Raw genomic sequence first — 13,174 nt, forward strand, 5'->3', positions numbered from 1 at the left:
GATCAGAAGGCCGGCTTTTGATCGCCGATCTTGTTACAAGCTGCTCTTAAGATCTTCGTGACAGGACCATTGTCGATCTCGGTCGTCTTTTCATAAAATTCCTTCGATCGCCGGTCCACGTAGAAGATGTTGTTCGGCGCATCGCTGAGTATGATTCGATTATCGTCAAATCTGGCGAAGGAGCCATCGTATCGAAGGCGATACCCCTCTCCTTCGTCCATGTAAATCGTGACGTGCTTTGTTTCAAAGAGAATTGCAAGCTTGGATTTGAAAGACTTCTCCAGGCCGCTTGTACTTGTTTGTTTTCCTACGCATTCCAGATCGAGGTCGGCAGCAAATGAACTGGATGCAACGAGCATCCCCGCCAGGCTGATCACTGCGACAACGGATCTCATATTCGCTCCTCAACTGGACGGCCCGAAGTGAGCTTCCAGTGAAGCTCTGATATAACCCAACCTTGGGCGTTTGGATTCCAATGCGACGATAGCGAAACGGCGTCGGAATTACGAGGCCTCCAAAGAAGGCCCCTCGGATTCAGCTTTGAATTTCCACCAGCATTGTCACCATTGGGGTCTACCTCGAATCTTGCCTGCGAGCTTTCCGAGTTTCCTTGCGTGGCGCTCCAACAACAACATGCTGGGCCGAAGCCCGTTGGAGATTTGACCGCGATGAATCTCTCTCCTGAGACCTGCGAGGGTATTGCTCCAGACCGAGAAGCGACGCAGCCACTCACCCGCAAGCGTACGCCAGCCCGGCGGCTTTCCTGAATCGAGTATGGCCTGGAAAGCGGATTCGATTGCCTCTGCTTCAGTCGCCATCGATGCAAACCGATCTCTGTGTGCATCCAACCCCGGCGATCGGGCGATCGGTATCGACGCTTCGCCGTGAACCTCGCCTCTACCGACGCTCTCCACGAACGAGGCATAACGGGCAAAACCCGGGTAGGTCTGGTAGAGCAATTCCAGTTGCGCGGCAGTGCAGCTTTCCCAAATCCCTTGCAGGTCCTGCAGATATCGAGCCAGTCGAGTAACCAGCTGAGAACCCGCGGTCCCACTCGCCTCGCTCGCGCGCACCTCCTTGTCGATCATCGAAGCGATCCGACGCAGATTGCTCAGGGTCATATGGTGGGCCTATGTCGGCTTGTTCGGCAGCCGGCTGGATGGACGTCACAACTTGCCGTGGCGTGGATTCAATGTCACAGTCAACAGAGGGTGGGACCAGTGAGCCGTTTGATCAGTCCGAACACGTAGGCTCGCGCAGAAATGGTGAGTGTGCGATGAACGCACTGCCACTGCCGTCAAGACCACTCGGAGTCCTGGAGCTTGCGGATCTGCTAAAGTCCCATCTCAGGTCAGCCAGGCTAGCGGATGCCCACGCCGAGGAAGGGCGCTTTGTCCTAAGGTTGTATGGCTCCAGCCGTCCCCGCGATAGGGAAGCGGCGCTCGATGAAATACACGAGCTGCTGAACTCCCGTCAGGTGTCCACACGCGACGGTGTGGGTATCGAAGTCCGGTTCGAGCCGGACACCGCTGGCGTCGGGCGAAAGACCGTTTGTTGAGGCGCCAGAGCGCCGACATTGGCGGCAACGCTCTTTGCTAGCGGGTGCGTACGCCGATCGGCGCTCGCACAGCGGAGAGAACAGGCGCTGCCTCTCTCTCCCCAGCAAGGCCGTCTAGCGGGTGTCCCCATCCTTCGTCGCTTCGCTCCTGCAGGACCGCGAGGATCCTCGCGGCCGGCTGCGCCGGTGGGAGATACCCCTCCCGCAACACCGCCTTGCCCCCCTCTCTCAACCGCATCTCCGCGCGTGCTCGGGAAGCAGGACGGGGCCTTTCGCCGTTCGATTGAAAGAGGAGACGAGATCATGACCGTTTACACCAAGACCGCCCGTTTCGACAGCGTGAAGGTGCGCCATAGCGGCGACGTCGCCGGCAAGGTGATTGAAGGCACCTATCGGGTGCTGGGGGAGGCCCGCAATGCGCTCGCAGCCCCTGCCGACTGGTCCAAGGTGCATCTGAATGCCGAGGAGCGCGCGGCCTTTGCCGAGGCAGCTCATGTCGTCCGCTTCGCAGACAGCGACGGCGAGACGCAAACGCCGATCAAGCCAGCGCAACTGCTGGTGCCTCGCCGCAGGGACGATGTCGGCCGGGACCTGTGGACCACCTTCAACGTAGCGCAGGAGAACGTCATCCGGGGCGGCATGAGCGCCTGGGCAGAGGCCGAGCATGGGCGCCGGCGCCGTGTCACCGCCCGGGCCATCAACGGCATCGATCAGGATGTGAAGCTGAACAAGGCCCTTTGGCTGCTGAGCCAGAAAATGGCCGAGCTCAAATCCGCAGCGTGACCCCAGCGCGGGCCGGCCGCGAGGCTGGCCCGATTCCTCGAAAAAGGAGGATCGATCATGAAGCGGTCTGCTTTGCGTCCCGCCACGGTTGCGAATGTGGAGGCCATCGACGAGACGATACGCCTGTTGTCCGAAACCCTGCGCTGGGCGCGGCTGGCGGACGAGCGCCCGGCGCTTGCCGCCGTGTTCTCCGCCCTGCGCGTCGCCAGGGGCGCGCGCCAACATCTCGCCCGCCGGATGCGGTCTGCCCGATGACACATTGCCAAATTTGCGGTCGCACCGTCGCAACCCGCCGCGCCGGCACGATCTCCCATCACCATGTCCGCGGAGAAGCATGCTTTGTCGGACGTTGAAAGACATCTACGAGACGAAGCTGAAGCGGGATTTTCCCGGCCTCCAGTTCGAAGTGTCGTTCAATGACGAAGACGGCCTCGATCTAATCGACTATCAGCTGACCTTTTTGCAGAGCGTTGATTAAATTCAGGAACCGGCTTCGTCGCCGAAATCCTGACTTTCTCACGTCGAAACTGCCGATCGCTGCCATCATCGTCCGGCGCGGGCTAACGTTCACCCTTGATCGGAAACATGTCCTCGCCGTAGTGATGCAGCCTCGTGTGATGCCGGCGGCATAACCAACGGACCCTTAATGGCTCGTCGTATTGATCGTGATGGGCATCGACGGCTTCGCTCCCGCAGACCTCACACGTTTGCTTTTCCAACTCACCCACCTTCACGGCGCGTTGCACTGCAAGGTGCGCATCGTATTTGCCTGGATTGGCACGACGCCAATTTGCTTGGCGGGTATCGGTTTTCAGCATTCTTCCACCCTGCCTCATGGCTACAGGCCGCCAGCTACCTTGCGCGGCCTCCCGCCTTTGCGGCCGTTCTCACGCGCTGCTGCGACTTTCGCCCGCGATCGAGCCTGACCGCCGGCCGCGCCGAGCTGCGCAGCTATCCAGCGCTTGGAACCGAACACACCTTGCAGGAGCGCCGGCACATATACATCGGCATCGATCTTAGGCCAGTGCAGACCGAGGCCGGCCGGGCTGACCTCGATGTCCGCAAGATCGGCCGGGCTCGCGTCGGCAAGACCTTCGGCCAGGCGCGGCGGGAACGCAACCTGTACGCCCGTATTCAGGTTGACGACGATGCGGGCCGTGCGGCGATCGTAGCGCGCGGACACGGCAAAGCCGTTCTCACGCAGCGCTGCCATCCGTTTTTCGGCCTGTTGAACATCCTGCTCAGTAACGGCCATGAATCGTTCTCCATTCCGCGCACATGGTTGCCAGCACGCTGGCCAGTTCGGCCCCGATCCTATTCAGCTCGGGGGTGTTGAAGCCGAAGCTTTCCCGCAGCGCCGGCGGACCATCGGGGCAATGCAGAATAAAAACCGCCTCGCCGACCCCTCCTTTGACGTGAACATGCGCGGGTCGATGATCGTTGGGATAAATGATGACGCGCAAGCCATCGAAGCGGAAGACTGTTGGCATTGCCGGTTTATACCACAACCCAAGCGCTTCGGAAAGTGGGTTCCAACCCGGCCAGGGCGACCCCTTCCGGCCCGTCCAGGCCATGCCCTTGCATAGCTGCCACATCCAAGTCTGAACTTCTGTTCGATGCATGGCGGTATCCGGCAGCGACTGGTGATCAGTCCTGTTCGACACAAGATGCCTTTCAGCATCTGCCGATTTTCGTTCAAGCAGTGTTGGCGACGACTCTCGTAGGTGATAATCGGCAATTACGTCGGGTAAGAGGAGTCCGCACGAGGCGGCAAATATGGACAGTTATTGTCATGAACAGCGACGTGTCGGCGGGCCATCGCATTGTTGCTCTTCTCCCGAAGGAGATATCCGGAGCCCAGCGGACGCAGCGACTAGGCGTCTACTATGCCCTGCTGACGCTCCATGCCGCACATGGTCCTGTCAGTTCTGGCATGATCGGTGAGTTTTTGAACCCGGCCAAATCGTACGTAAATGCCGCGCTTAAAGAACTATACGATTTGAGGATACTCGATCGTGATCGAGTGCCAGCGCCTCACGGCAAGTCCTTCATGTATTTGTATAGCCCGATCAGAGCTTACCCCATTTGCCGAATGGACAGGCAAGGCGGTCATCCGAGGACACGGCGTAAGCCTACTATTCGTCGCATCGCAGGTACGGTGCCAGCGAAAGAGGTGGTCCGAATTCCTTCAGGATCTTGTCAGCCATAGCGGTTTCCAGGAACCCTCGCGTTTCCGAATGTTCCACGAGCTCCACGCCATTCCGAAGTTCCCTTGCAAGCGCCGCCTGCCTCTCTGCGCAATCCGGCTTGCCCAACTTCGAGACTGCAGACCTCCAGAGCAGTTCCTGCAGAGAAACGGCGTTGTCGATCACCGCCCGCATCGCCGCGTGGCCATTAGCCCGAATGAAACTGTCCGGATCTTCTCCCTCCGGCAAGAACGCGAAGCGGGCAATTGAGCTGGGGCTGGCGATTGGCAGGCAACGCCGCATCGCCCGCTGGGCCGCCAACCATCCCGCCTGATCGCCGTCGAACAGGAAAATCCGCTCGGCTGTCACCGTCGCCATTTCTTGCATTTGTTCGACGCTTACGGCTGTGCCGGCACTTCCCACCGTCTCGGCAAATCCCCCATTCGCCATCGAGACCACGTCAAAAAAACCTTCGACGCAGACGAAACGCCCCGCCTTGACGGCCGCGGATCGCGCTGATCCAAAATTGAACAGGCACCGGGATTTGCGAAAAATCGCGGTTTGTGGCGAGTTCAGATATTTGGGGCCGGATCCTCCTTCCAGCCGCCGACCTCCAAATCCCACGATCACACCGGTTCGATCACAAATCGGGAACATTATGCGGTCGCGGAAGAGAGGCGTACCCCTGTCTTTGCCCAGGATGAGTCCAGCATTCCGAAGCGCTCGACGATCTACTGACCCGTCTGTAAGCTTGTCTAGATCCGGCTGCGCTGGAGCCCAGCCCACCCGAAATTGCCGAAGTATCTTCGGTGTCGCGCCACGACGAGAGAGATATCGGCGGGCCCCCTCCCCTTCCGAACTGTGAAGGGAACTTTCAAAGTACTCCGCCGCCCTGCGGCAGGCGGTAAGCATCGCGCTCACCCCGAGTTCGGTGCCGGCGTCAGGGTTCCAGGCAACGCCAGCCTCGCGCGCCGCCTCACTGACCGCCTCTATGAAACTCATCCCTTCCAGGTCCCTTAGGAACTGGATCGCGTCCCCGTGGTTGCCGCTAGCGAAGCAGTGATAGAAACCCTTGGTTTCGTTGACGGTAAACGAAGGGGTTCTCTCATCCTTGAAGGGCGAATGCCCCACAAACTCGCGGCCATTGAAGACAAGCTTGACTCGTTTCCCGATGAACGCCGCGAGTGGCAGGCGCGCTCTTATCTCCTCGAGGATCGCCTTGGGGACGCGCTCTGTCATTTCCCGGGCTTCTTCCTTTTGACGGACGCTTTGAGCCCCTTTTCGATGCATTCCGATGCCGAGCGCGCCGTCATACCGTTGGGAAAACCGGGAGGCGCTTTGACCGCGCCGGTCTCGACAAGTCTTCTTACGAGTGCAATTTGTTTCTCCGAAGCCTGCGCAGCGGCTCCAACTGCTTGCTCTCGGGGACCAAGAAACTCCCGGCACGCCGCAGCGGATTCCAGAGTAGCGGGCGGAACAGCGATGCCGTCCCTTTTCGATTTGGCCCGAACGGCAGCGATCATTCCCTCGCTGGGCGTGACGGGTATCACTTGCGCCAAGACGCTGAGCTCTTGCTCTAATTGGGCGTGTAAACCGGCAATCGCGGGTCGGTAATTCTGGCGCCCATTCGCAATGTCGTCGAGCTCCGTTTCAAGGGAGCGGGTGAAAGACAGGTCCATAAAACGGAACCGCCCGACGAGCATATCTACGACCGCAACACCCGCCTCCGTCGGAACGAACATCTTGGTCCGATCGACCTTGGCGTACTGCCGACCGACCAGGTTCCCGAGGATTGCCGCATAGGTTGATGGCCGCCCAATACCTTCCGCTTCCATCGTCTTGATCAAGGACGCCTGGGTATAACGCTTAGGTGGCTTCGTCTCCGATTGGGTGCGTCTCCCGGATGTCGCGACCACTATCTGCCCGGGCAGAAGCTCCGGAACTGGATTGGTTGGCGCTTCGCTGCCGCTCTCCTCGTCATCTTCATCGCCCGACGCCTGGTCCGCCAGCGCCATCCAACCGGGAGCAAGCAAAGTGCGGCCGCGAGCCTCGAAGGTGAGGCGCCGGCCATTCGGCGCCTCACCTTCGAGGCTCGCTGTGCGGACGGCAAAACGGGCATCAGCCATTTGAGATGCTAATGCCCGTTTCCAGATCACCCTATAAAGCGCCCTCTGAGGCTCCGTCTCGCCCGCCTCTTCGGCATCCCAGTGTGTCGGTGTGATCGCAGGGTGACCGGTTTGCGCTCCGTCCTTGGCCTTGAAGGTGCGAAGTGCGGAGGCACTCTCCAGGCCATGGCGCGATAATTCCGCCATCACCTGATTCCAGTCCTCAGCCGCGAGGTTTGGATTGTCGGTACGGTGATAGGAGATGTACCCTTGCTCGTAGAGCGCCTGCGCCGCCGTCATGACGGCTTCCGGATCCATACCCAGAAGCACATTTGCCGCCTACTGCATGGTCGACGTTATGAATGGAGCTTGCGGGCTCCGGCGCGCCTCACCACTGACGCAGGAGATTACTCGCACGCGCCGGACAGCGCCCACGACGTCCGCAAATTCCCGGTCCATGAAATAGGGCGCGTCATCGGTGACAAAATCCGGCTTTAGGCGCCAGGAAGCGCTCCATTCGTCACCAGCGTCACCGAACATCAGCTCCGCGCCAAAATGGGTTGTCTTCCTGAATGCCCCTATGGCTCGTTCACGATCGACAAGAATTCTCAAGGCAACGCTCTGCACGCGCCCTGCAGCTTGCTTTCCGCCTATTCGCCGACTCAGCTCAGGGCTGACCATGTAGCCCACGAGGCGATCGAGAACACGCCTCGCCTCTTGCGCAAGGACAGTCCGCATATTGATCGCGCCCGGCGCCGCTAGGCCGGCACGCACTGCCTCGGGCGTAATCTTGTTGAAGGTCACGCGCTTGGGAGCGTTCAAGGCAAGTACCTGCTTCAGATGCCAGCTGATGCTCTCCCCTTCCCTGTCGGGGTCTGTCGCGAGGTACACTTCGCATGCCTGCTGAATAAGCGGCCGGAGCCTTGCAACGACGTCCTTGCCTCGCGACGTCAGCTCATACTGCGGCACAAAGTCCGGCGCTTCGACCGAGATGCCGGTCGTCGGCAGATCGCGGACGTGTCCAATGCTTGCGACAACGATGTACTCGTCACCAAGGATGCTCTCCAGCTTTCTGATCTTGCCGGGCGACTCAATGATAAGGAGCTTCATACGCGGACGGGCTCTCCGTTCGCCCGCGCTTCGACGTATGCTCGAAAACGCCGCTTAATATCCTCAAAATCGTCGGAGACCAGTTGCTCCCAGATCTCCAGGTTGTCCAGCATCAGCCTTCGTTGCTGCTTCCTGGTCGCTCCCATGTGGTAGATCACGTCGGAGAAGGCCCGTTGGGTCTGCGCGTGCGCCTTTGAAAGCGTCAGCGCCGCGAAGATAATCTTGTCGTCGTTGACAGTGGTCGTCATGCGACCGCCAGAGTTCTGCACAGCAGCTCGCCTGAGCCGATGCTGTTCGAGGCCATGTTGATCTGGATTCCCGAGGATTGAGGTAAAGTTGAAAAGGCTGCATCCAAAGCGGCCGATCAGCATTCTCACGCATTTCACGTGTGTACCAAATAGGCCACCTGGATCCAATGTCGACCGACTATGCGCTCCTACGTTCCGGACTGGCAGCGACACTGGTTGCAGCCACCCAGCAGATTATTAAAGCACTCCCGGAGGAGATGTCCGGCAACCTCAAGGCGCAACATCTCGGCGTTTACCTGACAATTGTTGCCATGACCGAGAGGCATGAGGACGCGACGACGCGCTCTATAAGTGGATTTATTAACCTAGCTCGTCCTCATGTCAATAGCATCGTCAACAGGTTATGCGCCGCCCAGGTGGTCGCGCGCAAACAGGTGCTCTCTTCGCATGGGTCGGGTCGGCAGTTCGTTTACTATCCGATTGCCGATTTTCAAGCCGTGCGAGCCGCGCGGGGCAAGATAGAGGAGCGCTAGAAAACTTGGCGTGACGCCATCGTGACGTAGCGTCACCATTAGGCCGGCTAGCCGGGCATATTTCCTTACGGAAGATACCTTTACGCCCGGATCGATATCGACCATACAGTATAGTCGCGGTTGATGTGCGTCGCGATTCCTCGTCGAATCGGCAAGGCACCCGTCGTCGATCTCGACGTTTTCAGGAGGTATGAAACGGGCAAAAACAAAAACCCTCAAGGCCGGCCAGCCAAGAGGGTTTTGTAGAGAGCACATAAACAGCGCAGATGCTGTCGAAGCTCCGAAAGTAACGCTTCGGAACATTAGCTTTCCCCGCATTTCGCTGTCAATCGAAAACGCGTCACTTTCGCGAACGCTCTTGCTTTGCCTCAGACTTGAGGAAGAGAGAATGAAACGAAATGGTTTGCGGCGGGTCTCCGCTGCATCGATCGCCGCGCAAAGGGCTAGTCGAGCGTATCCCGAGGTCGACCGCATCAGCCGTGCCGAGGCACTGCAAACGGCCAAACGAGCGGCCGTTGTTCTCGGGCTCAAGGCTGCCAAGATCGCATTGATCGACCAGCTCTTCGGCTTTTCGCAATCGCAGGACTGGAAGGGTCAATCCAGGCCCATTGTCTGGCCCTCCAACAAGCTGCTCGCGCGTCGGCTTGGCGTGACGATTTCCACCTTGAAACACCATCTGCACGGCTTGGTGCAGGCCGGGCTCATCGCCTATGCAGACGGTCCCACGTTTCAACGGCGAGGACGGCGGGATGCCTCCGGCGACATCGTGGAGGGGCACGGTATTGACCTCTCTCCGATCGTCGTGAGGCACAGCGAGTTTGCCGAGCTCGCCGCCGCGGCAGAGCGAGACGCCCAGGATCGCCAGAAGCTCTCCTATGCACGGACGGTTCTTCGACGCGAGGTGCAAGCGATAGTCACTGACGCACTGGAGCGCGGCCTGGAAGGCCCCTGGGCTCAAATGCGCGCTCAGCTGGATCGGATTAGGGAAACAAGAGCCTCGTCCCGCGAGATTCTTGAGGATCAGGTCGACCGCTACCGCACGCTCCGAGATGCCGCAGAAGACGTCTACGACGATGCGATTCAGGGAATAGAATTACAGACCGCCATATCGAAATTTCGGCCCATACCAACTACAGCCGATGACCAAAATTCTGTAGGGAGTATAACTCGGCGCGCGCCCGAGGGGTCGCAAAACGCCTCTGCGGTCACCTGCGGTGACATTCCATCTATCGATGACAAGAATGGCCGGGGCCGTCCCGATCTGCAAGGCAGGCAGCAGACGCGGCACCGGGACGTGTCCGACGATATCGTGAATATCTCGCTGCCATTGGTTCGAGAGGCTTGTCCGCAGGCAGTCGATTTCGTGCCAGCCGCGTTCGCGTCCTGGACAGCTTTCCGCGCCAACGCCGAAACGATGTGTCGGATCACCAATATCAACCCACAGGTGTTAGAGGAGGCGCGCGTTCATCTCGGCCCGGACCTGGCCGCGGTTGCCGTTGCTCTCACGCTCCAACGGAGCGCAATGGGGACGATAGCCAAACCAGGCGCCTACCTTCGTGCCCTGGTTCAACGCGGACGGGCCGGCGAGCTTCACCTTTCTCGGTCTCTCTTTGCCCTACATGGTCTGCGAAGACCATCCGAAGCGAAGGTATAATCTTCAAAGACGCTGGTCATTCAACGCCAAGATCCCTTGCCAGTCGGCTTCAAAAGTAGGATCATAAAACCCTATATACAAACAAACGTGATCGACATCGTGAAGGCAGTTCTCGATAGCAGCATAGGTTTGAACGACCTAACTTTGTGGCAAGCCGAAGGCGCTGCTCGTGGGTCGTTTTCAGCTTTGGGTCGCGTTAGCAGGCATCGACGCTCCAATTGGGCACTTTTATCGGCTAGATCCCAGCCGTTCGCACCTTCCGTTGCGCTGCGTGAGGGGTCGTGGGCCGTTTGGAAGCCGGAAGTTCGAGCCTGGAGAGGCGACCGAACGTTGGTGGCGCATTGATGCTCAGGCCCGGACCTTCAGGGGAGCGCCCCGTTGCCTGTTTGATACCGGTCGTTACAGCCGCCGGTCCGGGTGTCGTCCCTGGCCGCGCAGAATTTTCCCTGCCCTGCGGGCATTCCTCGCGCGGCAAAATTCCTTCGGCTGACGGGAGCGGCGCTTCGCTGGCCTGGGCTTGCGCCCAGCTCTACCCGGCCCTGGTGGCGGCCAATGCCGGGTTTCATCGCAACGGGGCATCGCCCCACAGAAGGAGAGACGACCATGTACAACGAAGCCAGCTTCCGCCTGATCGGCCGCATCGCCAAGATCGAACGCGCCGGCAAGATAGTCCGGGTCAACATCGCTTCGAACTACGCCGTGAAGGTCGAGGACGACACGTGGGAGGACCGCACGCGCTGGAACACGGTTACTGTCTTTGGCAAGCAGGCCGAGTGGGTCGAGAACAAGCGCTCCAAGGGCGATCTCGTCCTGATTGAGGGCCACCTCGAGGATCGCTCCTACGAGAAGGACGGCAAGACATTCTACACCACCGATCGCCTCGCCAACACCTTCGAACTCTTGGCCAAGGCACCGGACTGAAGCGACCAGAGGGGGCGGTCTACGCCCCTTCTGCCTCCATCGGTATAACGAATGCCTGCATTAAGAGCGATTGAGCCGTCTGGGGTCAGCGAGACTTGTCCGCCAAACTTTCCGCCCTCCCGGTTCTCCGGCCGGGTCCTTAACATTGGACTCATCCAGGAGCTCGCTAAGAAGCCGCGCGAGTGCCTGCTGACGCGCCTTCTTCCGTGTGGCGCCGATCACGGCGGCTGATTTGATGCTGCGGCCGGCAATTGTCACAGTTGCTGATATCGAAAAGCGTGGATCGGAAGGATTGCCGACTATTGTCTCGTCATAGTCCGGCCCTTGCCAATCGGCCACCTGACGACAGTAGTTGGCAACCTCGACCGCCGTTGACGGCCTCGCGGTCATGTAAGTCAGAACCTTCGACGCGAGTTCCCCGTCGCCCGAGAAAAGCAGACGCGCGATCTCCTTTTGTGTCAGGCGATTGTCATGCAGACGCCGGAGCGCTTCAGAGCGAAACTCGTCAGTGAACGCACCGTCGAGGCAGGTCAGTTTAACGATCCGCTTGAATTGCTCAGCCGTGGCCTCCTCGATGCGATCACTCTCAATAAGTGCTCGAGCGAGATATTCCGCTTTCCATTTCAGTCGATTACGGTTCGACATCAGTCCTGGCGCAAGTTCTTCAGAATGCGCCATTCAGCTTCGCTAAGATCGCCCCTGCTCAAACCCGTCTCCAAAAGGCAGCCTTGAATCAATCTGTTGGTGCTTCGTCAATGAGGCTTGGCGTTTCGGACGTTGCCCAAGTTCTCTTCTCACGGCACGATGGCATCGGAGGAAATCCCATGCCCGATATGCGCCACGCGCGCCGAGACCTGATCGCAGACGTTTGGCTCTATCCAACCGATCAAGGCGGTAAATCGCAGCCTGTCTTCTCGAGGTGGGGCGGCCCTTGTAAGACAACCGTCAAGCCGGAAGGACCCGCTTGGGATGGCTGGCCGATCTTGATCGAGGTCGAACTGCGACCCGGTGAAACTGGCCGCTTCGGCTGGAGGTTTCTATCCGGCGATCATGCTGCATCCACATTCAAGCAAGCCGGGAAATTCTACCTGTGGGAAGGGCGGATCATCGGAGAAGCGGTCGTTGTGACCGAGTAAAGCCCAATCCGAATTTGTCCACGCCGACTAGACGCTTCCGGCGTCCGCATCAGGCCCAACTAGGCACCTGACGGGCAAGGAGATGGTATGAAGACCGGCTAATTCAAGGGCTCGTGTTAAAAATTTGCAATGCCATCGACGCCGTTTGGTGCATCCTATGTTCTCTCGCTTTCCCGTTGGAGCGCCTGTAGGATGGCCGCTAACCTGGCACGAATTTCTGTCCTGGCGACGGCCTGAACATTGGCGCCGGGCTCACAAGTCGCCCGCACAATGTACTCACCATTTTTTGCCTGTAAGCCGTCAATTTTCCAGGTCGGAACGCCCCACATTCTCAGCTTTTCGACCGCATCAAGCGACGATGTCAGCATTGGAATAAAAACAGGCGTGCCCTCCTTTCCAGGAACGTCATACAGCATGGTTATAGTTGATTTTGGATGAGGCCGGACATTGCTATACTTAACTAGCGCATCCGGGATGTACTGCAGGACGACGGCGATTTGGCACTCCAGTACCGGGTCACGTTTCTCGCCTTCTCTGACCCTCTGAATTAGTTCCGCGAGTTTCATTCGATCAATTCGTGAATTTACGTCGATCATCTTGCTCTTGACCGCTACATGGAAAGCGACAGGGGATGAAGGATGTTTTTCAAGATTGTAAGGCGTCGAGATGGGAAAAATCGCATCCCGACGCCGAACCGCGTTATCAGCGCTAAGAGTTCCGCGGGCCTCTGTGACCAGGTAGCACCGTTTTGAGTCTGGAGGCCGGAAAACGCGGTTCGATCTTGCCGTCTGCCCGCTCCAGATCGGCGGTTCCCTCCGGATCCTGGCCAGGACCGAAATGCAAAGCGATTACTTTGAACGTTGCATCGGCGGAGAACATCATTGACGGTGATGTCATCGCGTCAGGCTTAATGCAGACCAAATCACCAACATTGACCATG

At 58.9% G+C, this 13,174-nt stretch carries 16 protein-coding genes and 1 pseudogene; 6 read left to right on the plus strand and 11 right to left on the minus strand.

All coding sequences use genetic code 11. The features are described 5' to 3' along the window. Nucleotides 1-2: 2 nt before the first annotated feature. Both AC6H34_RS33655 and AC6H34_RS33660 read right to left on the minus strand, forming a co-directional pair. The gene (locus AC6H34_RS33655) at nucleotides 3-395 is read right to left on the minus strand and encodes a hypothetical protein (protein ID WP_497542002.1); all 393 of its coding nucleotides are present in this window, start codon (nucleotides 393-395) and stop codon (nucleotides 3-5) included. 165 nt (nucleotides 396-560) lie between these two features. After that, nucleotides 561-1,088, minus strand: coding sequence for a hypothetical protein (locus tag AC6H34_RS33660; RefSeq protein WP_497542003.1), 528 nt, complete (start codon nucleotides 1,086-1,088; stop codon nucleotides 561-563). A 773-nt stretch (nucleotides 1,089-1,861) separates the two neighbouring features. Between AC6H34_RS33660 and AC6H34_RS33665 the strand changes: the two genes are divergently transcribed. Further along, nucleotides 1,862-2,341, plus strand: coding sequence for a DUF932 domain-containing protein (locus tag AC6H34_RS33665; RefSeq protein ID WP_497542004.1), 480 nt, complete (start codon nucleotides 1,862-1,864; stop codon nucleotides 2,339-2,341). A gap of 57 nt (nucleotides 2,342-2,398) precedes the next feature. Then, nucleotides 2,399-2,596, plus strand: coding sequence for a hypothetical protein (locus AC6H34_RS33670; protein ID WP_497542005.1), 198 nt, complete (start codon nucleotides 2,399-2,401; stop codon nucleotides 2,594-2,596). Nucleotides 2,597-2,901: 305 nt separating this feature from the next. Here AC6H34_RS33670 and AC6H34_RS33675 read toward each other — a convergent pair whose 3' ends face one another. The 6 genes and pseudogenes from AC6H34_RS33675 to AC6H34_RS33700 all read right to left on the minus strand — a co-directional run bounded on the left by AC6H34_RS33675 (nucleotide 2,902) and on the right by AC6H34_RS33700 (nucleotide 8,113). Beyond that, nucleotides 2,902-3,159: a hypothetical protein gene (locus tag AC6H34_RS33675; protein ID WP_497542006.1), complete on the minus strand. Its 258-nt coding sequence runs from the start codon at nucleotides 3,157-3,159 to the stop codon at nucleotides 2,902-2,904. A gap of 20 nt (nucleotides 3,160-3,179) precedes the next feature. After that, the gene (locus AC6H34_RS33680) at nucleotides 3,180-3,596 is read right to left on the minus strand and encodes a DUF2442 domain-containing protein (RefSeq protein WP_497542007.1); all 417 of its coding nucleotides are present in this window, start codon (nucleotides 3,594-3,596) and stop codon (nucleotides 3,180-3,182) included. Further along, nucleotides 3,583-3,963, minus strand: a complete 381-nt coding sequence (locus AC6H34_RS33685) for a DUF4160 domain-containing protein (protein ID WP_497542008.1) — start codon at nucleotides 3,961-3,963, stop codon at nucleotides 3,583-3,585. Before AC6H34_RS33685 ends, AC6H34_RS33680 begins: the two co-directional genes overlap by 14 nt. Nucleotides 3,964-4,476: 513 nt before the next feature. Next, the gene (dnaG, locus tag AC6H34_RS33690) at nucleotides 4,477-5,766 is read right to left on the minus strand and encodes a DNA primase (RefSeq protein WP_497542009.1); all 1,290 of its coding nucleotides are present in this window, start codon (nucleotides 5,764-5,766) and stop codon (nucleotides 4,477-4,479) included. Beyond that, nucleotides 5,763-7,742: pseudogene (locus AC6H34_RS33695) on the minus strand (type IA DNA topoisomerase). Before AC6H34_RS33695 ends, dnaG begins: the two are co-directional and overlap by 4 nt. Continuing rightward, on the minus strand, nucleotides 7,739-8,113 hold the full coding sequence (locus AC6H34_RS33700; protein WP_497542010.1) for a hypothetical protein: 375 nt from the start codon (nucleotides 8,111-8,113) through the stop codon (nucleotides 7,739-7,741). Before AC6H34_RS33700 ends, AC6H34_RS33695 begins: the two are co-directional and overlap by 4 nt. Before the next feature lie 44 nt (nucleotides 8,114-8,157). Between AC6H34_RS33700 and AC6H34_RS33705 the strand changes: the two genes are divergently transcribed. From AC6H34_RS33705 to AC6H34_RS33715, 3 genes are all read left to right on the plus strand, one after another. Next, nucleotides 8,158-8,523 (plus strand): hypothetical protein, encoded by a 366-nt coding sequence (locus tag AC6H34_RS33705; RefSeq protein WP_497542011.1) that lies wholly within the window; start codon nucleotides 8,158-8,160, stop codon nucleotides 8,521-8,523. 388 nt (nucleotides 8,524-8,911) lie between these two features. Further along, on the plus strand, nucleotides 8,912-10,177 hold the full coding sequence (repC, locus tag AC6H34_RS33710; RefSeq protein WP_497542012.1) for a plasmid replication protein RepC: 1,266 nt from the start codon (nucleotides 8,912-8,914) through the stop codon (nucleotides 10,175-10,177). A 603-nt stretch (nucleotides 10,178-10,780) separates the two neighbouring features. Continuing rightward, a complete protein-coding gene (locus tag AC6H34_RS33715; RefSeq protein WP_497542013.1) occupies nucleotides 10,781-11,098 on the plus strand; it encodes a single-stranded DNA-binding protein in 318 nt (105 codons plus the stop codon). A gap of 60 nt (nucleotides 11,099-11,158) precedes the next feature. Here the strand turns inward: AC6H34_RS33715 and AC6H34_RS33720 are convergent, their stop codons facing one another. Beyond that, nucleotides 11,159-11,776: a hypothetical protein gene (locus tag AC6H34_RS33720; RefSeq protein WP_497542014.1), complete on the minus strand. Its 618-nt coding sequence runs from the start codon at nucleotides 11,774-11,776 to the stop codon at nucleotides 11,159-11,161. Nucleotides 11,777-11,922: 146 nt separating this feature from the next. Here AC6H34_RS33720 and AC6H34_RS33725 point away from each other — a divergent pair, with 146 nt between their 5' ends. After that, nucleotides 11,923-12,234 carry a hypothetical protein gene (locus AC6H34_RS33725; protein WP_497542015.1) on the plus strand — a complete coding sequence of 104 codons (312 nt, stop codon included), beginning with the start codon at nucleotides 11,923-11,925 and terminating at the stop codon, nucleotides 12,232-12,234. A 155-nt stretch (nucleotides 12,235-12,389) separates the two neighbouring features. On the opposite strand, the gene AC6H34_RS33730 is transcribed toward AC6H34_RS33725, so the two are convergent. Beyond that, nucleotides 12,390-12,830, minus strand: a complete 441-nt coding sequence (locus AC6H34_RS33730; RefSeq protein ID WP_497542016.1) for a hypothetical protein — start codon at nucleotides 12,828-12,830, stop codon at nucleotides 12,390-12,392. A gap of 112 nt (nucleotides 12,831-12,942) precedes the next feature. Continuing rightward, a complete protein-coding gene (locus AC6H34_RS33735) occupies nucleotides 12,943-13,173 on the minus strand; it encodes a hypothetical protein (RefSeq protein WP_497542017.1) in 231 nt (76 codons plus the stop codon). Between the last annotated feature and the right edge of the window lies 1 nt (nucleotide 13,174).

The sequence above is a fragment of the Labrys sp. ALF-8 genome (genome assembly GCF_059699065.1).